We start from the raw sequence: 26,259 nt of genomic DNA, 5'->3' as shown, positions 1-26,259 counted from the left end.
TATAGTACCAACGAGATAAAAAAACTGAATATTCTATCGATAAGAGGGAGGATTTGACTAGATAAATAGTTCTAAAAAGAAAAGAAAGGGAAAGAATGATTACAGAATGTTGCGAACAATCGGGTTGGAGTGGTGGTAAAATAGAAGTTAGAAGTGAAGAGGAGAGTGGATGAAATGTTCAAGGATATAACGATAGATCGATGTGATGTCAATAACTATACATTCGTAGATGTGAGATCTCCTTCTGAATACAGGGAAATGACGATTCCAGGCAGTATAAACATACCGGTCTTCAATGATGAAGAGAGAGCAGAAGTCGGGACTCTATATAAGCAAGTAAGCAAAGAGAGGGCAACGGAACGGGGGCTGGAAATCTTCTCACGAAAACTCCCGGAGTTTATACAAGAGTTTAAGAAACTGGGTGGTGAGATTGTGGTTTTCTGCTGGCGGGGTGGTATGCGAAGCAAAGCGGCTGCCACCTTCCTGGATTTGATGGGTGTGAAAACATCCCGTATTCAAGGAGGAGTCAGGGCGTATCGTCACTGGGTGTTGAATGAACTGGTGACATTCGAGGTGAAACCTCAAGCCTTTGTGTTAAACGGTGGAACCGGAATTGGCAAAACAGCCATTCTGAAACAGCTTCAAAATGAAGGGTACCCGGTCTTGGATATTGAAACGTTAGCCAACCATCGAGGCTCCATTTTTGGACAAATCGGATTGACACCACGCAATCAGAAAATCTTTGATTCCCTTCTGCTTAAAGACCTGATGGAGCTTCAGGAATCTCCCATAATATTATTTGAAGCAGAAAGCAAACGGATCGGAAAGCTGCTTCTCCCTGACTTTTTAGTAAAGAAAAAAGAGAGCGGTTTCCATATCTTTATTGAGATGCCAATGGAAGAGAGAGTCAATCATATTTTAAATGAATACCGTTTACATGAGCATCATGATGAATTTGCAGAAGCGTTTAGGTGTATCAAGAGACGAATACATAGCCCGGTTGCCAATCAAATAGAGGACGAGCTGAAAGAGAAGAACTATAAGCGGATTTTAGAGCTTTTATTGGAATACTATTATGATCCAAGATACTACCATACTGCGAGTCAGTATCCTGGAGATAAAAAGGTGACGATAAAAGCGTCTTCTATTGAAGAGGCATGCGAAGAAGTGAAGAAATTTATTAAAGGATGCTTATCAGTTCATGAAAACCTCAGTTTACAAAGATAGGGTCGGGAAATCATTTTATAGAAAGGGATTGACCGTGTGGTGCACCACATGGTTTATGATTTAGGTGTGAGGTGGAAAGAATGTACAAGGTGAGCGAGTTTTCCAAGATGACAGGACTGAGTAAGGAAACACTGCGTTATTACGCTGAGATCAAATTACTGGAACCTGTGTATATCGATCCTGCAAACAACTATCGCTATTATGATAATGGATCCTACCTAGTGGGACGATTATTGGTCTACTTAAGGAGATTTAACTTTTCCATTCAAGAAATGTTAACCGTTGTAAATGACGAGTCCTTTGAGAATTTGGAACAATTGATACGTGCGAAGAAACGGGATTTAGAAGTGGAAATTCAGCGAATACAAACAGTGATCGAAGAAATGGATGATTTCTTCGAGATGGGAATAGGAGAGGATAAGAATGATTAAATGGCATGAAGAACGGATCATTCCAGTCAATATAGAAACGATTTGGCATTTGTTTGAGATTGAGAACATTCAACGAATTATGCCGAACGTGGTTGAAAACAAGATACTGGAGCAAAAGGAAGGCGTAGTAGGATCCACTTACCAACAGAAATACAAAGAGGGGAAACGAATCGAGACGTATATTGTAGAAGACCTCGAGTATGAGAACACCCCTGAGAAGAAACACAATAAAATCGGTTTCACACTCGCCAAAGCATTTGAAATCGAAGCCGAATTCACCCTCCACAAAATAGACGACAGCCAAACCAGATTCATCTATAAAGGCGAAAACAGAGGAGTGAACTTCCTGGGAAAAGTTTTATTAAAACTGGGCGGGGAAAAAAACAACAACAAAGTCGTCATTGATTTCATGGACCTGGTTGAAAGCGAAGCATTGAAAGAAGCGAATAAGTAGTGAAGAAGAGGGACGGACCTCCGGGATTTTTGGAGGTCCGTCCCTCTTCTTTTGGTTTGGATTTTGGTATTGAAGGGAAAAGAAGAAGAGTTTAAGCAGCTGAAATTCAAGGTGCAAAAAAATTTTTTTAGTTAACATTTTGCATGAAAATTCATGTTGGATTTTGATGAAAAATGTTCCAGTGAGTGATTTTTTGTAAGCGATTTCTTTGTGATTACATCAAGCTTTTAAAGATTCTGAATATTAAGTCAAAATAAACATTTATATATCAACGTTCATTCATTGTATTACATATATATTTGGAAAATAAGCTCTTTTTCCATTAACTTAATTTTTCGTTTTTTCTAAATTTCATGATATACTAACGAAAATTAAGAAAATTTAATTAACCGGTTAATTATTCAAAAAGTATACAAGTTTGGTAGAGGAGGACATTGGATGAAAACGAATCTTCCTGTAGCGCAAGGGATGTATGATCCTGCGCAAGAACATGAAGCATGTGGAATTGGAATGATTGCAAATATTGATGGGACGAAGAGTCATAACATCGTTCAAAATGCCATTAATATTTTATGTAACTTAGAGCACCGCGGAGGACAATCTGCAGATACAAGTACTGGGGACGGTGCAGGTATCCTTACTCAAATCCCTCATCATTTCTTCAAAAAGCAATGTGAGAAAGAAGACATCATCCTTCCCCGAAAAGGAGAATATGGGATCGGGATGGTATTCCTTCCTGAAAATTATGAGAAGCGCATGAAGAGTAAAGAAATCTTCGAACGCATCATTGATGAAGAAGGTCAGAAGACACTTGGCTGGAGACCTGTTCCACTCAATGATTCCTTTGTAGGGAAAGTTGCATCGAAGTCAAAACCGTTCATCCGCCAGGTCTTCATTGGTGTATCGGAAGACATACAATCCCGGATGGATTTCGAGCGAAAGCTATATGTGATCCGGAAGCGGATTGAACAGGAAGTCGCAACCGTCGAGGGACAAGAGGATGTTTACCTTTGCAGTTTGTCCTCCACGACCATAGTATACAAAGGGATGCTCATTCCGGAACAACTCGATTCTTTTTATATTGACCTCAACCATCCTGAGTTCCGGTCAGCTTTAGCCCTTGTACATTCCCGCTTTAGTACAAACACTTTCCCAAGCTGGCAACGGTCTCACCCAAACCGTTATACGATTCATAATGGAGAATTCAATACGCTCCGTGGAAATGTGAACTGGATGCGCGCCCGTGAGAAGCTTTGTCATTCAAGTGCTTTCAAAGAAGAGGACCTGAAAAAGATACTACCCGTCATTGATGAGACAGGCAGTGACTCCTCCATGTTTGATAACTGCTTTGAATTCCTTCATTTATCAGGTAGATCCCTTGCCCATACGGCTATGATGATGGTACCGGAGCCATGGGAAAATGATGACACGATCCACCCTAAGAAAAAGGACTTCTACGAATATCATAGCTGTTTGATGGAGCCATGGGACGGACCTGCAGCCCTTGTGTTTACAGATGGAAAACAGATTGGCGCTTGCCTGGACCGAAATGGACTTCGACCTGCCCGCTACTACGTGACAAAGGGCGGCATGATCGTTCTTGGTTCTGAAGTTGGGGCCCTTGATATTTTTGCCGATGATATTGTGTACAAAGACCGATTACAACCGGGGAAAATGTTGTTGGTGGACCTTGAAAAAGGTAGAATCATTCCGGACGAAGAGATCAAGTTGCGGGTTGCTTCCGAACAACCATACAGACATTGGTTGGATAACAATAAGTTTGAGCTTGAAGATTTGCCTGAAACGACCCAGGAAGTGGTTCAACTGGATTCAGAAGAAGTTCTCATGCAGCAACAGGCATTTGGCTACACAACAGAGGAATTAAACAAAATCATCAAGCCGATGGTTACAGATGGAAAAGACCCGGTTGGTTCCATGGGATATGATTCACCTCTTGCTGTATTATCGAAAAAGCCGCAACTTCTTTATAACTACTTCAAACAACTATTTGCTCAAGTGACAAACCCGCCGATCGATGCGATTCGAGAACAGATCATTACATCTGTGGGAACAACGATTGGAGCAGAAGGTAACCTGGTTAACCCGGGTCCTGAAAGCTGCAGGCATATCCATTTAAAGACACCGATTCTAACCGGGGAAGAGCTTGAAAAGCTTCGTCATCAAAACGAAGAGGGCTTCAAAGCTGTTACTTTATCGATTTTATTTGATGTAACCGATGATGGAAATCAGCTTGAAAGCACCCTGGATGCTCTGTATGAAAGAGCTGACCAGGCTGTTGAAGACGGTGCGACACTCCTTATTTTATCTGACCGTGGAGTTGTGAAGGATAAGGCAGCCATTCCAGCTCTCCTTGCCGTTTCAGGACTGCATCATCACTTAATTCGCCAAGGAACCCGTACGACCGTCAGCATTCTTTTAGAGTCTGGGGAACCAAGGGAGGTTCACCATTTTGCAACGCTGCTTGGATATGGTGCAGAAGCGATCAATCCGTATTTAGCCTATGAAACCTTGCGTGATCTGATCGATAAAGGCGAGCTGCAGGACACCACTTACGAGAAAGCTGTGCAAAGCTTCGTGAAATCAGGGACTGACGGTGTCATCAAGGTTTTATCTAAAATGGGAATCTCGACGATTCAAAGCTACCGTGGAGCGCAAATATTTGAAGCGGTAGGCATTCATAAAGATGTAATTGATAAATATTTTACCCGTACAGCGTCAAGACTCGGCGGAATCGGAATGGATATCATCGAAAAAGAAGTGCTCTTGAGACATAGAAAAGCATTCAATGACCGGAAAGACAATCAAAGTACATTAGAATCCGGAGACGAATTCCAATATCGTAAAAATGGAGAGGATCATGCGTACAATCCTAGTACGATTCACACTCTTCAACATGCATGCCGTACGAATAATTATGAGTTGTTCAAAAAATATTCCAACATGCTGACAGATGAAAAGCAGAACCTGCAATCTCTGCGCGGACTTCTTTCGTTTAAAGAAACGAAGCCTATCCCGATTGAAGAGGTAGAGTCAGTGGAAGAAATCTGTCGCCGTTTTAAGACCGGTGCCATGTCATTCGGCTCCATCAGTCAGGAAGCCCATGAAGCATTAGCGATTGCCATGAATAAAATAGGCGGACGGAGCAACTCAGGAGAAGGTGGGGAACATCCAAGCCGCTTCACCCCGGACGAAAATGGGGATTCAAGGCGCAGCTCAATCAAGCAAGTAGCGTCAGGACGCTTCGGTGTAACAAGCCATTACCTGGTAAATGCGGACGAAATACAAATCAAGGTTGCACAAGGAGCAAAACCTGGTGAAGGTGGACATCTCCCAGGCAAAAAAGTATATCCTTGGGTTGCTGAAGTGCGGGGATCTACCCCTGGAGTGGAATTGATTTCACCACCGCCTCATCATGATATTTATTCGATTGAAGACCTTGCCGAGCTGATTTATAACCTGAAGAATGCAAATCCGCAAGCCCGCATCAGCGTGAAGCTGGTATCAGCTGTGGGGGTTGGAACCATTGCTGCAGGTGTGGCAAAAGGCCGCGCGGATGTTGTGTTAATCAGTGGATATGACGGAGGAACAGGTGCTGCCCCGAGAACTAGTCTGAAACATACAGGATTGCCATGGGAAATCGGTCTTGCCGAAGCTCATCAGACCCTGTTACTGAATCGTCTTCGTGACCGGATTGTCGTCGAGACTGATGGGAAAATGATGACGGGCCGGGATGTTGTTGTTGCATCGCTTCTAGGAGCGGAAGAGTATGGATTCTCGACTGCACCACTTGTTGTCCTTGGATGTGTCATGATGCGGGTTTGTCATATGAATACATGTCCAGTCGGTATTGCTACTCAAGATCCTGAGTTACGTAAAAAATACACAGGTGACCCTGAGCATGTAGCGAATTTCATGCGTTTTGTTGCCCAGGAAACAAGAGAGCTTATGGCTCAACTTGGTTTCAGAACGATCAATGAAATGATCGGTAGAACCGATATCCTTGAAGCAAACGAAGCAATCGATCATTGGAAAGGGAAAGGAATCGACCTCTCTGCTCTTCTGCATCAGCCGGATGTGCCTGAGAAGGTGGGACGCTATGCGACAAGAAAACAGGATCACGAACTAGAGAAAACACTGGATTATCAAGAGCTGATTCCCCGCTGCCGCCAAGCGATTGAAAAGGGGGAACCGGTTGAATGGACGACAGCGATCCGGAACATTCACCGTGTAACCGGCACGATGCTTGGTAGCGAAATTACAAAACGTTACGGCGCAGAAGGCTTACCAGAAGATACTATCCGCTTGACGTTTAAAGGATCTGCAGGACAAAGCTTCGGTGCCTTTATTCCAAAAGGTCTGACGCTGAGACTTGTCGGTGATTCAAATGACTTCGTAGGAAAAGGTTTATCAGGCGGGAAAATCATCGTTCATCCTGATCCGACTGCTACGTTCATTCCTGAACGAAACACGATCATCGGTAACGTTTCCTTCTACGGGGCATCAGGTGGAGAAGCATATATTTACGGAGTGGCAGGCGAGCGCTTCTGTGTCCGAAACAGTGGAGCGCAGGTAGTCGTTGAAAGTGTTGGCGATCACGGATGTGAATATATGACAGGTGGGAAAGTGGTTGTACTCGGTCTTACAGGCAGAAACTTTGCAGCCGGTATGTCAGGTGGAGTCGCCTATGTACTGGATGAGGATGAAAACTTCCGATCAAGATGTAATCAGGAACTGGTACTTGTTCAACCATTATTTGATCCGGAAGAAATGAAAGATGTATACGACATGATCGAGAAATACGTTCATTATACAAACAGTAACAACGGTAAGAAGATTTTAGCGAACTGGGATTCCTATGTGTCAAAATTTGTACGCGTGATTCCGAAATCGTACCTCAAGATGAGAGAACGGATCAGTGAGCTTGAAAATAGTGGATTAGAGAAATTCGATGCCGAAATGGCAGCATTTGAAGAAGGTACAAAAGCAGAGAAAAAAGTGTTAGAACCAGCGAAATAAAGAGGGAGGGGGATATTATGGGAAAACCAACTGGATTCATGGAATATAAAAGACAAACATTGGATGAAAGAAATCCAGCTGAACGAACGAAGGATTGGAACGACTACACCTCTCCTCTTTCGGAAGAAGAAGTCAAAAAACAGGGGGCGCGCTGTATGGATTGCGGCGTTCCTACCTGTCAGTCTGGAATGGAAATCAACGGAGCAACAACGGGTTGCCCTGTTTATCACTTAATACCGGAATGGAACGATCTTGTGTACCAGGGACAATGGAAAGAAGCCCTTAAGCGCGAGCATCAGATGAACAACTTTCCCGAATTCACCGGTTTTGCTTGTCCTGCACCATGTGAGGGAGCATGCGTACTCGGAATCAACGAGCCGCCTGTTGCAATTAGAACCGTGGAACGCTCGATCATCGAAAAGGGGTTTGAAGAAGGCTGGGTCATTCCGGAACCACCCGAATACCGCACCGGTAAAAGGGTGGCGGTCGTGGGATCAGGTCCTGCAGGATTGGCCTCAGCTGCTCAATTGAATAAAGCAGGTCATCTTGTGACCGTTTTTGAAAAGAATGATCGTGTAGGCGGATTATTAACGTATGGCATTCCAGAAATGAAATTGCCTTATTCAGTCGTTAAGCGCCGAGTCGATATTCTAGAAGAAGAGGGCATTGAATTCGTTACGAATACGGAGGTCGGGAAAGACTACACAGTCGAAAACCTGCGTGAAAACTTTGATGCGGTAATACTTTGCGGAGGAGCCGCCGTTCATCGTGACATACAAGTGGATGGGCGGGATTTGAAAGGCGTTCACTACGCAATGGAATTCCTTCATGCGAATACAAAAAGCTTATTGGATTCCAACCTGGAAGACGGAAATTATATTTCTGCTGAAGGGAAAAACGTCATCGTCATCGGTGGCGGGGACACAGGAACAGACTGTTTGGCCACTTCGGTAAGACATAACTGTAAAAGCCTCACTCAGTTTGATATCTATGACAAAAAGGGCGCCATGCGTGATGAAGTCGGCAACCCTTGGCCGCAATACCCGGTCATTCACCGGGTGGAGTACGGTCAAAAAGAAGCAGCAGAAGTACTTGGAGAAGATCCACGCGCGTATGCTGTCATGACCAAGAAGTTTGTCGGTGACGAGCATGGTCATATCAAGGAAGTTCATACGATTAATGTAAAGCTTCGTTATGACGAAGATGGAAACAAAATCCGTGATGAAATTCCCGGAACGGAAAAAGTATGGCCAGCTGATCTTGTCCTTCTGGCAATCGGATTCAGTGGTCCGGAACAAGACCTGATCAAAGAGCTTGATGTCGAAACAAACACCAATTCAACGGTGAAAGCAGAGTACGGCAAATACCTGACCAACGTCGATGGTGTCTTCGCTGCAGGAGACATGCGCCGGGGCCAAAGCCTTATCGTCTGGGCAATCAACGAAGGCCGTGAAGCAGCCCGCGAATGCGACCGCTACCTCATGGGTACAACTGAATTACCTTAATTGAGGGACGGACCTCCGTCGGGCTTGATACCTGACGGGGGTTTTTTTTTGCGTGTTTAAAGAGGGACGGACCTTCCTCAAGCCCCATCGACCACTTCCAATCCTCATAACCACACCATTTCTTCAATCGAATTCCAAGGTCCGTCCCTCAATATCCTTTAAGTAGTGAATTACGGTAGAAGATGGTTGTTTCTTTTGCGAGGATGTGGATTGAACGGGCGTTGAAAAGTGAGGGAAGTAGCCTTTAGTAAAGTAAATATGATGTAATTTCATTCGTAGGGCTCTGAAAAGGCACTTAAACCTTATTAAAAGGGTCTGATGGGTCCATTAGAAGGTATAGGCAAAGCTTTATATAGAGTTCTTGGAGATAATTGCTTCATTTTGGTATGCAATTGCGTCATTTATAAGTATATTGCGTCGTTTTCTTGGTAATTGCGTCATAATTTCAATAATTTCGTTATTTTCAATAGTAATCGCGTATATTTCTATTTTATGGAAATGGCGACAAACCCACTTCCACAAAAACTCTCCCCCAAGGTCCGTCCCTCAAATCACTCTTGACAGATATCTCCACATACCGTAAATTATGTTTAATTTATCCATTTGTAGAATTTGATTAGGTAAATAACGAATCAGTTAAAGGTGGGGTTCTTATGGGGATTGAAATTGTGTTTTCACCATTTAATGAATTGGTGGCGAGTTTGCATGTGCTGTGTAATCCGGTTCATCATCCTTATCGCGGGAAGTGGGCGATGGAGGTAGAGGCATCACTTTCAAAAGAGATGGTCTCTGATATTCGCATGATTGGACTGTTGACCTATGAGTGGTTGTATCTCATGAACATCCGCAACGAATACAAGCTTAATGAGTCCTCTACTGAGGAAGCTATCGAGTTTATTTGTTCAATTCCTGATGAGACCTTCGTTTTTTATATGCTGGGAGAGCAGTACAGTGTTGAATCGCTTCAAGGCTGGAGGAAAGATAATCGCATGTCGCCCCTGAACCATCATCAAAAAGATTTACTGAAGCATCCGAAGCAGTGGAAGGACCGCATTCACCAGCTCCTATACGAATACAACGAAAAGATATTCCAACGGGAATTATTCCGTATACACCCTTGGATTAAGAGGGCATCCGCCACTTTCCAGCAAAAGCTTGATCAGTCTTCTTTCGATGCACTGAATGAGCTTCATCCGGATGTTACGCTAAAAGGCTCAACCATTAAGGTGCAAAAGGGTGAGACGTACCGTTTTTCGTTAAAAGAATATTCCCATCTCACATTGCAGCCTTCTACCTTCATTACCCCACATGTCATGCTCGGAGTATATCCTGGCAGGCTATGCCTCGGATTGCACGTGGCAGTGCCTGAGCCGGAAGCTTCAAATGATGAGCCGCCCACGGACTTAGTTCTCATGTTCAAAGCCTTGGGAGAATCAACAAGATTAAAGATTTTACGGGATATTTTCATGCATCCGTACAGCACAAAACAGCTTGCGGAAAAACATGACCTTGCAGAAGCGACCATTTCCAGTCATATTAAAACTCTTCAAAAGTCCGGCCTGGTGACGAGTGAACGGAAAGGCTATTACATTTTTTATTCGGGTAACAGAGAGAGGATGGAGTCACTACGGGCGGATCTTAGTCAGTTCATCTCGCTTCCTTTATTAGAAGAATTTATTTATGAGTCGGATTTAACTTAAGGGGTTATGTTTATGTTGAAACTCATAAAAGAAATTGGACAATATGGATTGACGTGCATAGGCATCATTCTCTTACTGGCTTCTCCTGCAATGATAGGAGGCTTAAATACCTTTACATCAACTATTCTAACGATCATGAAGAATATTCTGCAGCCGCACACACTTTCATACTATGTACATTCAGAGACCCGATCCTACGCCAGAATGCCCGAAGTAAGGTCCGAGGAATTCCATCAGCAGGCGGTCACAATAGACTTGTTTCCCTATATAACAGATTCCTATTTTTATAGTTTAACTTTGCTTCTGGGAAGCTTTATTATAGCAGTATTCATTGTAATGATAGCGAGTATGATGTATATACATTTCCCTCCATTTTTGAAGAAAATAATACTTGCCACAGTAGGAATTCTTGAATCACTTCCAGACGTCTTTTTTATCTTTAGTATTCAATTATCTGTTGTGTGGTTTTATAAACAAACAGGAATCGAACTTGCGGCAGCCTATTCCACAGATGATAAACCGGCTTATCTCTTACCACTTTTAACCTTGAGTGTTGTCCCGTGCATTTATCTCCTTAAAATGAACCTTCTTTTCATGAAAGAAGAGATGGAAAAGGATTATGTACTTTTTGCGAAATCAAAAGGGATCTCCAATGCTGCCATTTCGTTTCATCACATTTTAAAAAATACGGTCATGGAGTGCCTGACACATTTACCCGTCATCATCCTAGTCCTGGTGACAAATCTGGTTGTCCTCGAATTCCTGTTTAATAGTAGCGGGATCATGAGATTTATCATAGGAGATCAGCCAGCGGCATCACGGGCATTCATGCTGATACTCCTCATGACACCACTATTTATTGTGGTAAAAGGAACAATCCATTATCGGCAGCGGTTTTATGGAAAGAAGGGAGGAGGGAATGGTTGAAATCATCAAGCGTGCTTCCAGCATATCTACTCATTACGATTATTCTTGTGAGCGTAATCTTGCCAATTGTAAAAGAAGAACCCGTCGCCAAGCCATTTCTGTATGACGAAAATGGAACAGTGGTGGATACTACTCCATATCTGCCTTCAAGCTTGTATTGGCTTGGAACAGACCGGGAAGGCCGTGATCTGTTTTATTTGTTGGTGATTGGGGCGAAGTGGACGATGTTATTTGCGTTACTGGTCACCATATGTAGAATCATCCTTGCGACTTTCCTTGGTGTCTGGCTTAAAAATTGGTTCACTTCATCATGGGTGGAAGGACTGCTGCAAGCATTCACCTTCGTGCCCCAGTCACTGGTAGCGATCATCTGGCTGTCACCTTTTTTGCTGTATGAGTTGAGAAGTGCACCGCCCCTTACAATGACTCAATCTCTTCTTTTACAGCTCATTGTTCTCATTATGGCAGGTGTACCAACTACTGCAAAAATGATCGGAGAAACTGTACGGCATATTTATTGCCTTGATTTTATGGATAGTGCCCGTGTCCTTGGTGGATCATCCTTTCATCTTGCAAAAAGACATGTTTTTCTCCACCTCTTCCCTAGACTCATCATTTTGACAGGCAGGCAGCTCGTACAGGTTCTCAACCTGCTGCTGCATCTAGCTATTTTTCATATATTTATAGGAGGGACGGTTATTACTTCGGGACAGGAGCATGATCAGTTCAATGCATATTCAAGCGCGACATATGAATGGGCGGGTTTGATCGGAAGTCAATACGGTGAATTGTTGTTGGAGCCGTATATCGTGTTTTTCCCTGTAATCGCTTATTCGTTATTGATCCTGTTGGTCAATATGACGGTCAAATATTTGGAAAAATCCTATAAAAGGGGTTGAATATTCACTTCTAAACAGGGTGGAACAAGAATATTTTTTATGGGAGAGGTTTTGTCCTATTTACTAGACAAAACATCTTAAAGTGAAAAATGGACTGATAGGGGGAAAACAAAATGATGAAATATCTTCAGCGCATTGGTCGTTCGTTGATGCTTCCGGTTGCCGTATTGCCGGCTGCTGCGATTCTGATGGGGATTGGGTATTGGATCGATCCGACTGGCTGGGGCGCGGATAGTCCGATTGCAGCCTTCTTAATCAAAGCTGGCGCATCGATCATTGATAATATGTCGATTCTGTTTGCAGTCGGTGTAGCACTGGGTATGGCCAAAACAAAGGATGGTTCTGCAGCACTGAGCGGCTTGGTCGCTTATCTCGTGATTACGACACTCCTTTCAACGGACTCAGTTGCACTGCTTCAAGGTGTGGATGCCGCAGCCGTCAATCCGGCATTTGAGAAAATCGGTAATCAGTTTGTCGGGATTTTGTCAGGGATCGTTGCTGCAGCTATGTACAATCGCTTCAGTCACGTGAAGCTTCCGGATGCCCTTGCATTTTTTAGCGGAAAACGATTAGTTCCGATCATGTCGGCTGTTGCCATGCTGGTTGTATCAGGTGTGATGCTGTTTGTTTGGCCGGTCATCTACACTGCTCTTGTTTCATTCGGGAAGGAAATCAGTGGATTAAGCTTCACGGGTGCAGGTTTATATGGATTCTTTAATCGATTATTAATTCCTACAGGTTTGCATCATGCCTTAAATTCTGTGTTCTGGTTCGACGTTGCCGGTATCAATGATATCGGAAACTTCTGGTCAGGTAAGGGTGAAAAAGGTGTGACGGGTATGTATCAGGCTGGGTTCTTCCCGGTTATGATGTTTGGTCTTCCTGCAGCGGGGCTCGCCATCTATCATGCTGCAAAGCCAAGTAAGAAGAAGCAGGTGGCTTCACTGATGCTGGCAGCAGGTTTTGCTTCCTTTTTCACAGGAGTGACTGAGCCTCTGGAGTTTGCCTTCATGTTTGTTGCACCTGCCCTTTATGTAGCACATGCGGTGTTGACAGGATTATCCCTGGCCATTGCCTCCTTCTTTCAATGGACGGCAGGGTTCGGCTTCAGCGCAGGGTTCGTCGATTTTGTCCTAAGCTCAAGACTTCCGTTAGCGAATCTTCCGTACATGCTGCTCATACAAGGTGTCGTATTTGCCCTTCTCTACTATTTCTTGTTCCGTTTCATGATCGCGAAATTCAATCTTATGACTCCGGGGCGTGAAGAAGACAGCGAAGAAGCAGCAGGGGAGAGTGCAGCGGTGCTCACTCAAGACGAAAAGTTTGCTGTGATGGCATCTGAGATCTATGCAGGACTCGGTGGGGATGAAAATGTAACCTCCGTAGATAACTGCATTACCAGATTGAGAGTGGAGGTGAAGGACATGGATGCCGTAGATCAAGCTAGGATCAAAGCGACAGGGGTGCCGGGCATACATGTAGTTGGGGAAAATAGCATTCAAGTGATTGTCGGCACGTCGGTGCAGTTTGTGGCTGATGAAATTGAGAGGATTCGAGGATAGGATAAGGAAAGGGGACCTGTCGTTTTTTTGTAGAATGGCAGATAAAAGCTGATTTTGGCAGGTATATTTCTCAAACGGCTGGTATATCCCAAAAACGGTAGATAAACCATTTCCAATAGCTCCCCCCAACTTCCGAACCAGGAGTTGGGGTCTCTTTTTCTTCCAAACTGCAAAAATCTCTCGAATAGTCTATACTTTACCTATAGAATTCTTTCCCAGAAAGGTTTTTACCATGAAGAAACTTAAAGAATCGGATCTTTATCAACCGATCCAAAAACATTTTCACAAACAGGGTTACCAGGTGAACGGTGAAGTGAACGATTGTGATGTGACTGCCTTTAAGGAAGATGAACTTGTGATTGTAGAATTGAAGCTTTCATTGAATGTCGAACTTCTTATTCAAGCGACAAAGCGGCAGAGACTCACAGACCTTGTATACATTGCAATCCCGAAACCAAAGCGTCCCCGGTCAAAGCGGTGGAACGATGTCTGTCACTTGGTGCGCAGATTAGAGCTCGGTCTGATTACCGTATCGTTTACAACGAAAACGCCTAAGCTTGATTTTGTCATACATCCGGAAACCTTTGACCGGAATAAGAGTATGAAGAACAGTAAGCGGAAACGGGCAGCTCTTGTAAAAGAAATCGAAGGGCGCAGTGCAGATTACAATGTAGGCGGCAGCAATAAAACGAAAATCATGACGGCTTACAAGGAAAACTGTATTCAGATTGCCTGTTACCTTGAAAAACACGGTCCCATGTCACCGAGGAACTTAGCCAAGTTGGGGACTGGTGCGAAAACTCCATCCATTCTTCAGAAGAATTATTACCGCTGGTTTGAGCGGGTAAAAAGGGGAGTTTACCAGATAACGGAGCAAGGAAAAAAAGAGCTTGAGAATTATCCCGAGCTTGTAAGCTACTACTTTAAGAAAATAGAAGAAGAACAATAGAAAGAGCCTGCCCCGCAACCGGAGAGCAGGCTCTTCTTTGTATCTCACTACTAGTACCCGCATTCTTCACATATACATTACATCAGAGCAGATATCGGGAGGAAGGATACATGTATGAAAAAGAAGATTGAGAACACGATTCATAAAAAGGTGAGTGATCTTCAGCATAGACAGAATGCAGAAGGAAGCTGGTCCTTCTGCTTTGAAAATAGCGTGATGACCGATGCATATATGATCATTCTTCTGCGTTCCCTTGAGGTGGATGAGGAAGAGCTTGTGGGACGGCTGGTGAACCGACTTTGGAAAGTACAATCCAGGGAAGGGACATGGAAGCTTTTTGATGATGAGAAGGAAGGGAATCTGTCTTCAACGATCGAGGCATACTTTGCCCTCTTATTTAGTGGATTGGTGGAGAAGGAGGACAAGAGACTGGAGAAAGCCGAGCGTTTCATAGAGAAAAAGGGTGGCATTCACGGGGCGCACTCGATTACGAAATTCATGCTTGCCATTCATGGACAATATGATTGGAGGCATTTGCTTCCGGTTCCCATCGAGTTTTTAATGATTCCGAAGCAATTCCCCTTGAATTTCTGGGATTTCAGCAGCTATGCACGAGCTCACTTGGCACCACTGCTGTTGCTGAAGGATCAGGGGTTCTCGTTAAAATCAAACAGCATTCCACAAATACAACATCTGTCCCGGACACCACATGAAGTAAGATACAGTGCAAGGGAGCTGAAATTATTCTCGAAAATCAATGAGGGCTTACAGTCCTTAATAAGTATTCCAACCCATCTTCATCAACAGGCCCGGCAATTCGCCCAGCAGTATATGCTGCAAAGAATAGAACCCGATGGGACGTATCTTAGTTATTTCAGCACAACGTTTTATATGATTTATTCCCTGCTGGCTTTGGGATACAAAAAGAGTGACCCTATCATCGTAAAGGCAATGAGTGGATTAAAAGAGATGGCCAGCGAAACGAAGAAAGGCATTCATATTCAAAATTCTCCCTCAACCGTGTGGGACACAGCCTTGATCAGCTATGCCCTTCAGGAGGCAGGAGTGGATGCACGAGAACACTCCATAGAGAAAGCGGTGGAGTACCTTCTTAAGAAACAACATTTTCGGTATGGGGATTGGGCGATGGAGAGCAGAGCGAAGCCTGGGGGCTGGGGCTTTTCAAAGAGCAACAGCATTCACCCTGATGTGGATGATACGACGGCTGCACTCAGGGCCATTACCTATTCAGCTGCTGAGAAACCACTTGTGCGGCAATCGTGGGACCGTGGGCTCGAATGGACACTTGGTATGCAGAACCGTGATGGAGGCTGGCCGGCTTTTGAAAAAAACAAGACAAAAGGTATCCTTACTTCATTTCCTATGGACGGGGCAGAGGCAGCGGCAATCGATCCATCAACCCCTGATCTAACAGGAAGAGCCCTGGAGTTTCTAGGAAACCGGGCAGGGTTGACCATGGACCATCCTCAGGTCAAAAGAGGGGTACAATGGCTGAAGCTGATGCAAAAGGACGATGGATCGTGGTACGGGCGCTGGGGCGTCTGCTATATCTATGGAACATGGGCGGCCATCACGGGAATGAAAGCAACGGGAGTACCTTCTTCTGATAAACATATCCAAAAAGCAAAAGCTTGGCTGGAAAGCATTCAACATAAAGACGGGGGCTGGGGAGAATCCTGTTACAGTGATCAGGAAAAGACATACGTGCCTCTTTCCTTCAGTACACCCTCACAAACCGCATGGGCACTTGAATCTCTCATCTGTATCGAAGACAAACCCACTCCCGCCATTGACCTGGGCATCATGGCGCTTCTCGAATTCATGAACGGAGAAGCAGATGACTCATCCAAAACCTACCCCACGGGAGTAGGCCTGCCAGGGAACTTTTATATCCATTACCATAGCTATCAATGGATATGGCCATTGATCACTCTGAGCAGGTACAAAGAAAAGTATAGCTGAGGGACGGACCTCTTGAGGTCCGTCCCTCCATGCGATAAAATAAAAGTAAGAATTTTCTGTGAAAAAGGGTGATTGTATGGTGAATGTGGATTCGTTTCCTTATCCCTTTAAGGGGGAGGTGTATCGGTATTCGAATAATTCGGTTCCTTTGGATGAACCGAGTAGTGTCGAGGTTACATCCTCTTATCAAAAAGAAATCAAACTTAAACGGGAACTGCTTATGCATCATCCTGAGCGGTGCTTTCAGTCCCAGCGGCATACCTTGAAAGCTCAATGGGAGATAACAGAGCTGGTCATTCAACATCTCACTACGTACTATCCTCAACAGTTTTCCCTTGACAAAAATGAGGGGGAATGGACGTTCCACAATCACATTTTAAATGAACAAACAACCTTTATACTCGGGGATGCATCCACTTTATCCATGGAACCACTCGATTTTATCGGTCGACATGTGCAAGAAGACCTGATTTTCATGATGCAGCGGGATGGGGATTTATATTTGGATGCGGGACAGCTTTGTTTTCCTGCTAATTGGTCCCTTGCGTTTAATACAGGAATGAGTTTTAAGGAGATTCATAAGCCGATTCCGGGTTTTAAAGAAGAAGGCTTGGATCAGCGGATTCTGACGTTTTTAATGCGTATGGAAGCAGGAGACCCATGGGTCAGGAGGAATTGGTCGTTAATAGCGGGAAATCGCTTGGATACTTCACTTGAAACCTTTGATCAGTGGGGGAAGAACAGAAGTCTGGTAACGGGAGAAAATGCGGGTGAATTCGTTCATTTGCGGGTAGAGGTACAGAAACTGTTCCGTTTACCGGGTTCGAATGGATTACTGTTCACGATTCATACCCACCTCCTCTCACTGGAAAAGTTCACTCGAAACCCGGAATGGACTGAAGAGTTTTATCAGATCCTGCAGGAGCTTCCTTCACATATCTCTGATTACAAAGGGATTTCCTTATTTCAAGATGTGGTCATAGAGTATTTGAACAAGAAGCGGGTGATGAAATGAAGACCGGGACGCAGCCAGCGTTCGTCACGGGCAAACGAAAGTATTTATTTTGTGGTGATAATAAGGGATTGGAACGACTGACTCCCATCATTAAAAAAGTGATGAAGGAAAATGTCTCTTTTGAAGTGGTGTATCTTGGTGAAAAGGAAGAAACAGATATCACACTATGGTTGCGAGATCAGAAGATGGGCACTTTACTTTACATAGCAATGGATTGGAGTAAACTGGAAGATTTCAAGCATCTGGCTCTGGAATGTGGTTTTTCTGAAGAGGAAACGCAGTTTATTGGTCACGGTGTCAGAATGATTGATGTTTTCTGTTGCAAATGCCATCAGAAAACAAAGATTGACAGGGGAAAATTGGGTGAACTCCCGACGACCTGTTCCCATTGTCACTTAATGCTGTCCGTTTCCGACCATTACTCTCCATTACGGGGGTCATACCTCGGTTATGCTACCTTTGAAACGGGGAGTGATGGAAAGTGAATATTAATAAAACGATCCCCGTCCAAGTCAGGTCCATTCATCAGGAAACCCCTTACATCAAGAGGTTTACGCTTTTCCATGAACATCACGAAGCCCTTCCTTATTTTAGCGGGGGATCCCATATCACTACATATGTTGAGCTGGATGGGCAGACCATTGCCAGATCGTATTCCTTAACGAATCCACCTGGTCAATCGGCAGCCTATCAAATTGCCATCCGTTTAAATAAATCGTCACAGGGAGGGTCTTATTACTGGCATGAACGGATGAAGGAGGGGGACACGTTGCGGGTGGGATTTCCACAAAACCATTTCCCACTGAGTTTCAAAGCAAAACACCATGTATTCTATGCCGCTGGAATCGGCATTACCCCCTTCATGTCCATGATGGCAGAACTTAAGGAAGAGGGACGGACCTTCGAACTCCATTATGCAGCGAAATCGAGAGAGGCTTGCCCTTTCTACTCTTTTCTATCGGAAACATATCCTGAGCAGACTCACTTTTATTTTTCACAAGAAAAGAGATTAACGGATGCAAGTCTTTGGGAACACAGAGTGGGAACCCACGTTTACTTCTGTGGTCCCCCTTCATTTATCGAAAAGTTTACCAGAAGCGCCCTGGAAATCGGATATCCTTCATCGAGTGTTCATTACGAACGGTTCACTCCTCCACAGTCATTAACACGGAGAAGATTTAAAGTGGAATTAACGAATGGTCAAATCGTTCATGTTTCAGAAAAAGAGACTTTATTAGAGGCACTTCTCGAGTCTGGGATCAAGGCACCCTATTCCTGCCGGGCCGGCCGGTGCGGGACGTGTGAATTAAAAGTGTTAGAGGGAAAAGTCGATCATGCTGATTCCTTTCTGAATGAGGAAGAACGGAATGACCATCGCTCGATTCTGTCTTGTGTATCCCGTGCCCAGTCTGGTAAGTTGAGAATTCAACTGTGACAGTGGCATACAGGTTGTTTTTCTTATAGAGTAAATAATATATAGATATAGCATAATGCAGAATGACGCTTAAGAAATGGAGGGCTCACCATCACCGATCTAAATACATTATTTCGCAAAAGAATACATTATCCAACCACCGGGAAAATATCATTTCACCAACTGGATACGATTTTAGAAGAGACAGCTAAAAGCATCCCATTCGAAAATCTATGCGTTATTGGAAATACATTCACAAATCTTACCAAAAGAAATCTAGTGAATAAGATGCTTGTAAAGAACGAAGGTGGTCTATGTTATGAACTGAATTCATTGTTTTATTTATTTTTGATCGAAAATCAATTCGATGCGGTTCTTGTTCGTGGAGTTGTTTACAATCATGATAAAGAGCAGTACGAGAAGATAGGAAGGACCCATGTGGTCATTTTAGTCTCTCATAAAGATACAACATATGTGGTCGATACAGGTTTTGGGGGGAATCTCCCGTTAAAACCAGTACCATTATCGGGAGAAGCGGTCGTCTCTTCAAATGGGGAGTTTAGAGTTAAAGAGCTCGACAGCCCACATGGAGATTATATCTTTGAAATGAAATTAGAGCATAAGCATTCGGATTGGAGAACAGGATATGCTTTTGATTCGGGAAATCCCATAAAGGATGTCACACAATTGAATGATATCCAAACAATTATTTCCACCCATTCAGATTCCCCTTTTAATAAACATCCATTACTGACAAAACGGACGAATGACGGGACTGTGACCTTAACGGATACGTCCTTTACACACTGGAAGGACGGAGAGTTAACGAAAAAGGAGATAGACCTTGAAAGTTATATAGAACTGCTGAATTCCTGGTTTGGTTTCCGGCATACTAAAAAAGACCCGGAATAAATCCGGGTCTGATTATCACTTCCCTAGTATGGACATGATGCCTTTATAGATAAGGAAAAGTGAGAATATGAGAATAGCTAAAACGCCTATGATGTCCGTTACTGGGGATACACTTGCTAAGAACGTACCTGCTAAAGGAACCTTCAACAATGCGAAACCGGATAGAATACCCGCTACTAACAAAAGAATAAAACGATCCATTCTGTTCCCCTCCTTTCGAGGTATTATATGTTCGAGGTGAGAGGAAGTTGAACCCATTCTTATGTCAAAGTTCATAAAGAAAAAAGGAATGAGCCTATCGGATAGGTTCATTCCTTTTATTTCATCAATGTATTATAATCCCAGTTCTTCCAAAATAGAATCAAGTGTTTTACCATCTGCTGACTCTACTGGAGCAGGTACGTCCTCAACATGTTCATTCTGTAATAAATAGTTCTTCTGCACAAATTTGATATCGTTGGCGTTGACCGTTCCATCAAAATTGATATCTGCTGCACGATGGTCTGTATTCCAAGCATCCTGAATGGCAATGGCGTCATAGATATCGATGACGTTGTCCTGGTTGACATCTCCCCCGACAGGCTTAAGGTTCGTAGCTCTTTGATACTTTCCAAAAAGCTCCCCATTGTACTCATAACCGATTCTTTCTGTGTTTTTGGTCAAGAAGTGGCCTGGTACCAGAACTTTTACTTCATATGGATCTTCGCTTAATGGGAGTTTCCCAATGGAGTACTCCCCATTTTCATTGATGGAGGATGGAGTAAAGACGTCCCCGGTTGATTTCTTGAATTCTATTGTTGCGCCGGCTTTAGTCCAATCTTTCTTGGCATTGAAGCCTGATCCACCATCAAATCCTTCCGGGCTCACATAACCTGTAATTGAGTTAAAGCCCGGATTGACAGCGAATTCAGCACCCGCATGCAGGAGATCAATGGTTGCATTGTTTGAATTCGTAATGGTTACAGTTGGATCTAACCCATCTTGTTTGGTGAACCGTTCATCTTGGACCTTTACTTGCACATCAACAATCTTGCTATGATCGAATGATTGATTAGGTTCATTGAACGTAACGCTGATCTGATTGCCATCAAGTGTCAACGAGGCTATATCTGAATATGCCTCAGATAACTTGGCATCGATCACTTCTGATTGAAGTCCGTAATGATCTTCAAATGTCCAAGTGGCTTCTTTTACATCTTGAACATTATCCAGTGCTAAAGTTGCTGTTACGACTTCACCAGTATTAACAGTTTTCGCCCCAGTTTTCAGATACGCATTCGGTGTACCTTCTTTAATGAAGAAATAGTTCTTCATCGCACTATTGTTTCCTGCCATATCATAGCCCTTCATTCTAAAGTTAAGAGCTTCCACGTTCTCATTCATCGCAATTTCTTCTACAAACTTACCGTTTTCATCCATATAAAGCGGGGAAGATGGGAACGGTGAATTCCAATAATAAATCATAAAGTTTTTGGATTGATCTGCGTCGACTCCTGCTGCTTGCATATCTTCAATAAGTGGATCTGTAATTTCAATCTCAAATGGATACGTTTCCTGACCTGGTTGATATTCAAGGAACGGGGATTCACCATCCAGGGAACTCTTGAATGTAGGACCCTCAATATCGATATAGAAATGCTCTGTTTTTGTTTTTACCTTGCCTTTTGGATCTGTCATCGCGTATTTGATTTTATAGTGTCCAGGTTTTGCGATGGTCATTTCTTCTGAAAACGGATTCTTCTGATCACCTGTAAATGCGTAATAGCTTCCTTGGAATACTCTTAATAAATAGTTGTTATCGATCAGGGCATTCTCCAGATCAAGTGTACCAATCAGCCCCAAATCTTCCCCTGTTTCCCCATCCTGTAGGATAATGTCCATACTTTTCATCGGTGAACTCAGATTGAATTCAGCCATTGCCCATGGGTAGCGGAAAGGATCATATCCATGTGTATAATGAGAAGGGGCAAAGGCAGGTGATAATAATTCAAGTGTATTAAAGCCTTCTTCCGTCCTCTTCACACTAAATGGCACTCGATAACTTTCTGATGGATCATGACTGTTTGTAACTACCACATACCCTTCATATATCCCTTTCGCAGCGGTTTTCGGCATCGTCAGGAATAGGTTTGAGGTCTTTTTCTTACCTCCATTTACCTTGATGGACTTATCAGTCGTTACTTGAACTCCATTTTCTTTAAGGCTAAGGGTGCCTTCCTGTACATTTTCTATAACACGAATGTCAAACGTTTTCTTTTCATCACTATTGTTGGTGATTTCAAAGCTTTTTTGAACGCGGAGGTGAGCTCCTTCAGCCACTACCTGATTACCGAAAATCAGTCCGCCTGTCGGATTATCGATCGGGATCAGTTCTTCCCCGCTAGGAAGCAACGTCTCATCTTTGATTTGAATCTTCGTCTGACTGTGAAGGGCTTGATACGGATCCACTCTTCCTGCACCTACTTCAAATACGCTATAATCCCCATTTAATGAATCAGCAGTGTTCATGAGAATGGTCTTAATATCAGCAGGCTCAAGATCAGGATTCTCACCTAACAGTAAAGCTGCAACTCCCGCAGTGAAAGGAGAAGCCATAGAGGTACCTGATAATCTCGAGTAAGCATACTGATAGTCATCCGTTTTTTCTGGATCGATCATATAGGAAGGGAAGGTCGACAGAACGCTGACTCCGGGTGCTACGACTTCTGGTTTCATATCATAGCTTTTATTAACAGGGCCCCGTGAACTGAAATCCGCTAAATGGTCACCCTCAGTCACGTTTTCTTCTAAGTTTGTAAAGGAGAAATTTGATGCTCCACTGGTGATCGCAGCTTTTAATTCTTCCCCGGCAGCCATTGTCATAGAGAAGGCTGGGACATAACTTGTTGATTCACCAAGATTATATCCTACATGACCTTCAGCATTGTTATACATGATCACAGCTTTGGCACCATGTTCCTTAGCCAATTTCACTTTGTCATTCAGTGCGAAATTTCCTCGCTGAACAAAGGCAATCTTTCCTTCAACATTTTTATTCTCATAGTCTTCTTCATAACCAAGGCCCACATCTACCAACTCTAATGTTTGATCTTCTAAACTGGCAAAGGAATGTGCGAACCCTCTTGCCATACTCACAATTTCCGCTGACCATCCATCTGACGTTTCACCGGTAAAAGTGGTTTGCGAGACAGGAACATCACTTGCTCCTACTGTTAGCGCTAAAGCAGCTGTACCCGGAGAGCCGAGGGTAAAGTCATTTGGTCCTGCATTCCCTGCTGAAACAACGGCTGTCACACCGTTTAATACGGCATAGTTAAGGGCTGTACTTGTAGGATAATATGGATCATTGACACTGGCACCCAATGAAAGGTTGATGACATCCATTCCATCCTGCACAGATTTTTCAATTCCGGCAAGGACGTCTTCTGTGTAACCACTTCCGTATGGACCTAGGACGCGATACACATAAAGATCTGCATCTGGGGCAACTCCCTCTACGGATACTTCACTATCATTCTCGTTTTGTCCTACGATGGTTCCGGATACATGAGTACCATGAGAAGTATAATAGGAACTGCCAGTATAACTGAACTCCGGTTCACTCGTACTCTCCCAATCTTCATACGTTGCTTCCATTGGGTCAGCATCATCGTCAACAAAGTCATATCCACCTTTGTAAGCATCTTTAAGGTCAGGATGGTTATAGTCAATACCTGTGTCGATGACACCGACTTTGATTCCCTCTCCTGTTATTCCTTCCTTATGTAGTTCATCTACATTTAAATAGGGGATGCTTTCAACAGATGTTGTGATTTCTCTCTCAACATCATTTGGATGGTCTTCTTTAACGGGATCGACCGTAAAGGCCTGATTTTTAAACACAGCTTTAACGGCTTCGGATTTAAGCAGTTGTTCTACCTGATTAGCTGGAAGGGTCATGGCAACACCGTTATACGCTTCTTTATAGGTTTGGGTGATTTTAGGCGCTACCTTTTTCCCTTTTAAGTGGCTTGTAGATAGGTGCTTTGCTACATCTTCTTTAAAAATCTTATGTTCTTTCTCCACTTGGGCTTTGGCGTCTGCTTTCTTTATTGATTTACCTTGTACTGCCGCTTCCAATACTGCCACATGTCCAGGTTTGGATTCAAATTGAACGATAACGGAGATCTCTTCGTCAGATGCCAATTCACCCGACTGAAATCCTTGGAGGCCCTCTGCGTTATTTACCTCCAGTTGATGCAAGGCTTGTCTTTGTGTTTCAGTCAAGGAAGATAAAACTGTTTCTGCTTTCCAATCCTCAGCTGTAGCTGTTGGCATGGAGTAGTTCGACACTGGGGATAACAGTAATCCAGTGGATAGTGCAATCACAGCCGATTTCTTTGTGATGGAAGATCCATTCATCATTTCTACCTCTTTTCTGTTTTTGGTTAGATTATTCAAAAGATTAGTACAATTCTTATTGTAAATACAAATTTATCATGTTTGTATGGGGGTTTATTTAGGGACCATTTGACTATTAATTAGTGTAGTTTCATTAATTTTTGTCTGATTTTGAATGGTGTTTCAGGAGGAAAGATGTGAAAAAATGATGGGGAATGGGGGTTGTGAGCAATGCCAACGATCGATGTGAAAAAAGAAAAATGATAAAAAGACTGAACAGTCCTTTTATCATTTCAATAGGAGGGTTACTCTAATTCATAATAACTTATTTCATTTGACATCTTATCGGATGCAAGTCTGAATCCTTTCTCTGTTTGCCCAGTTTTCACATAATATAAAAATAGTTGTCTTTCATAATGCTGATACATCAACTGACTCCCCGTTTTTTTGAAGTGGGGGAGAGCTGTACTTTCAATATATTCATATAGTTCTTTTTCATCCTCATTTATGGTAAGTAAGTAAATCTCAAAGAATACATGACTTGGATCCCGGTGCTGAGTGGCCATATTCAGTCCTTTTGTCGCTAAGTGATTGAGTTCTCGTGAAGATAGTAGATTCCCTTTCATGCAAGCAAGTATATATCCGCTGAGCGTAACTAAATAATTTGATGCCGGCGTTTCGTCATTGATAAGATTTAATGCTTCTTCATAGGATGCCTTTGATTCAGAATATCGTTTTCTCCTAAAATATTCGAATCCAAGGTTATTATGTATCTTATGCGCCCGATCGTTTGAATTGACTGATTCACAGACTCTGAGGAGCTTATCGTACTGTTGTTTTGTTTCTTCCATATCAAAGGGTTCCTTGGCATTCAATTGGATTAAAATTAAGGTTTCCGAATCGATGACCCTAAGGATATTCAATGTTTTCTGGAAAAATTGCAAAGCTTTTTGCCCATAATAATAGGCAAAGGTGTTTGAATGAATGGAATGATATGCTAATGCCAAATGGAAATAATATTCGGAGTTGGGATATTCATCGTCAATCTGTTTCAATACATGTATGCAAGTGTTAAATTGTCTTGTTGAATGATAGTAAATCCCTTTGACATGAAGCAATAAATTTTGTTCAAAAGGGGATAGAGAATAGTTTTTATTTTCGAACATGCCCAGGATTTCCTTGGTTTTTCCATGATTGTTCAAAAATAAATAATATCTTGCCAGAAAAAGGTTGTATTGAATGATGAAGTCAGATAAAAACCTTAAAGGTTCCTTTTCAATTTCACCTTTAAGTTGATGGATGTCATTGGTTCGAATCATAATAATCGCATCGTTCCATTCTGATAGTTTAGCCTGTAAGGAATGGTAGCGGGAACGTTCAACATCCATATTGATTCCAAGCTTCCTTGCAAGTAAATCAGTAATTTCACTGGAATACTCTGTGATGCCTCTTTCGATTTTACTAAGATGTGTGGTGGAACAGATACCCTGAGCAAGCTGTTCCTGAGTCAATCCTGAATCTTCACGATGAAATTTAATTAATTTACCTTCGATCATAGTACACCCCGAGTGAACAGTTTATTTATCATTATAGGGAAATATCTTTGTTTGTTCTATAGATGGGGGACAAGACGGAGGTCTGAAGGCAAAAACATCCAAATCCAATGGAATCTGCTTTACTATACTGATTTTCTCTTTTCTGCATCCAGCTCATTCAGGACTTCTATCCTTTCGACAAAACGATAAACTGGATAGATGATTCCTGGAATGGAAGAAAGGATCGCGGGATAATAATCTCCAAAGTTACACTCAGAGCTTAGAAAACTCTGAGTGTTTTTGTTATATTAGTTAGTCAGTGAATCAGG

General features: G+C 43.0%; 18 protein-coding genes. 15 read left to right on the top strand and 3 right to left on the bottom strand.

The window, feature by feature from the left end:
* The first annotated feature begins 174 nt into the window (after window positions 1-174).
* The 15 genes from mnmH (at window position 175) to FZC88_RS07990 (ending at window position 20,015) form a co-directional block, all read left to right on the top strand.
* Complete coding sequence (gene mnmH / locus FZC88_RS08060) at window positions 175-1,227, top strand: tRNA 2-selenouridine(34) synthase MnmH (RefSeq protein WP_148994379.1); 1,053 nt, start codon at window positions 175-177, stop codon at window positions 1,225-1,227.
* A gap of 80 nt (window positions 1,228-1,307) precedes the next feature.
* Window positions 1,308-1,658, top strand: a complete 351-nt coding sequence (locus tag FZC88_RS08055; protein ID WP_148994378.1) for a MerR family DNA-binding transcriptional regulator — start codon at window positions 1,308-1,310, stop codon at window positions 1,656-1,658.
* The gene (locus FZC88_RS08050; RefSeq protein ID WP_148968047.1) at window positions 1,651-2,112 is read left to right on the top strand and encodes an SRPBCC family protein; all 462 of its coding nucleotides are present in this window, start codon (window positions 1,651-1,653) and stop codon (window positions 2,110-2,112) included. The genes FZC88_RS08055 and FZC88_RS08050 overlap by 8 nt, the downstream gene beginning before the upstream one ends.
* Before the next feature lie 438 nt (window positions 2,113-2,550).
* Window positions 2,551-7,149 (top strand): glutamate synthase large subunit, encoded by a 4,599-nt coding sequence (gltB, locus tag FZC88_RS08045; RefSeq protein ID WP_148994377.1) that lies wholly within the window; start codon window positions 2,551-2,553, stop codon window positions 7,147-7,149.
* A gap of 17 nt (window positions 7,150-7,166) precedes the next feature.
* Complete coding sequence (locus tag FZC88_RS08040) at window positions 7,167-8,654, top strand: glutamate synthase subunit beta (protein WP_148968049.1); 1,488 nt, start codon at window positions 7,167-7,169, stop codon at window positions 8,652-8,654.
* A 653-nt stretch (window positions 8,655-9,307) separates the two neighbouring features.
* Window positions 9,308-10,354 carry an ArsR/SmtB family transcription factor gene (locus tag FZC88_RS08035; protein WP_148994376.1) on the top strand — a complete coding sequence of 349 codons (1,047 nt, stop codon included), beginning with the start codon at window positions 9,308-9,310 and terminating at the stop codon, window positions 10,352-10,354.
* Window positions 10,355-10,366: 12 nt separating this feature from the next.
* Window positions 10,367-11,281 carry an ABC transporter permease subunit gene (locus FZC88_RS08030; protein WP_187443547.1) on the top strand — a complete coding sequence of 305 codons (915 nt, stop codon included), beginning with the start codon at window positions 10,367-10,369 and terminating at the stop codon, window positions 11,279-11,281.
* On the top strand, window positions 11,278-12,180 hold the full coding sequence (locus FZC88_RS08025) for an ABC transporter permease subunit (RefSeq protein WP_148994374.1): 903 nt from the start codon (window positions 11,278-11,280) through the stop codon (window positions 12,178-12,180). The genes FZC88_RS08030 and FZC88_RS08025 overlap by 4 nt, the downstream gene beginning before the upstream one ends.
* Window positions 12,181-12,293: 113 nt before the next feature.
* Window positions 12,294-13,742 carry an N-acetylglucosamine-specific PTS transporter subunit IIBC gene (gene nagE / locus FZC88_RS08020; RefSeq protein ID WP_148994373.1) on the top strand — a complete coding sequence of 483 codons (1,449 nt, stop codon included), beginning with the start codon at window positions 12,294-12,296 and terminating at the stop codon, window positions 13,740-13,742.
* 232 nt (window positions 13,743-13,974) lie between these two features.
* Window positions 13,975-14,691: a DUF2161 domain-containing phosphodiesterase gene (locus tag FZC88_RS08015; RefSeq protein WP_148968051.1), complete on the top strand. Its 717-nt coding sequence runs from the start codon at window positions 13,975-13,977 to the stop codon at window positions 14,689-14,691.
* A 114-nt stretch (window positions 14,692-14,805) separates the two neighbouring features.
* Entirely contained in the window at window positions 14,806-16,674 is a 1,869-nt protein-coding gene (shc, locus tag FZC88_RS08010) for a squalene--hopene cyclase (RefSeq protein ID WP_148994372.1), read from the top strand.
* A 76-nt stretch (window positions 16,675-16,750) separates the two neighbouring features.
* Window positions 16,751-17,689, top strand: a complete 939-nt coding sequence (locus FZC88_RS08005) for a heme-dependent oxidative N-demethylase family protein (protein WP_148994371.1) — start codon at window positions 16,751-16,753, stop codon at window positions 17,687-17,689.
* Window positions 17,686-18,174 (top strand): dimethylamine monooxygenase subunit DmmA family protein, encoded by a 489-nt coding sequence (locus tag FZC88_RS08000; RefSeq protein ID WP_148968054.1) that lies wholly within the window; start codon window positions 17,686-17,688, stop codon window positions 18,172-18,174. Before FZC88_RS08005 ends, FZC88_RS08000 begins: the two co-directional genes overlap by 4 nt.
* Entirely contained in the window at window positions 18,171-19,124 is a 954-nt protein-coding gene (locus FZC88_RS07995; RefSeq protein ID WP_262371795.1) for a PDR/VanB family oxidoreductase, read from the top strand. The genes FZC88_RS08000 and FZC88_RS07995 overlap by 4 nt, the downstream gene beginning before the upstream one ends.
* Before the next feature lie 90 nt (window positions 19,125-19,214).
* Window positions 19,215-20,015, top strand: a complete 801-nt coding sequence (locus tag FZC88_RS07990) for an arylamine N-acetyltransferase family protein (protein WP_148994370.1) — start codon at window positions 19,215-19,217, stop codon at window positions 20,013-20,015.
* 15 nt (window positions 20,016-20,030) lie between these two features.
* Here FZC88_RS07990 and FZC88_RS07985 read toward each other — a convergent pair whose 3' ends face one another.
* From FZC88_RS07985 to FZC88_RS07975, 3 genes are all read right to left on the bottom strand, one after another.
* Entirely contained in the window at window positions 20,031-20,216 is a 186-nt protein-coding gene (locus tag FZC88_RS07985; RefSeq protein ID WP_148968056.1) for a hypothetical protein, read from the bottom strand.
* 132 nt (window positions 20,217-20,348) lie between these two features.
* A complete protein-coding gene (locus tag FZC88_RS07980; RefSeq protein ID WP_262371794.1) occupies window positions 20,349-24,419 on the bottom strand; it encodes a S8 family serine peptidase in 4,071 nt (1,356 codons plus the stop codon).
* 281 nt (window positions 24,420-24,700) lie between these two features.
* On the bottom strand, window positions 24,701-25,951 hold the full coding sequence (locus FZC88_RS07975; protein WP_148994369.1) for a helix-turn-helix domain-containing protein: 1,251 nt from the start codon (window positions 25,949-25,951) through the stop codon (window positions 24,701-24,703).
* Between the last annotated feature and the right edge of the window lie 308 nt (window positions 25,952-26,259).

It is taken from the genome of Rossellomorea aquimaris, assembly GCF_008180865.1.
GTDB lineage: Bacteria > Bacillota > Bacilli > Bacillales > Bacillaceae_B > Rossellomorea > Rossellomorea yichunensis.
Note: the sequence above shows the minus strand (reverse complement) of the source record. Positions and strands in the feature narration are given on the sequence as shown.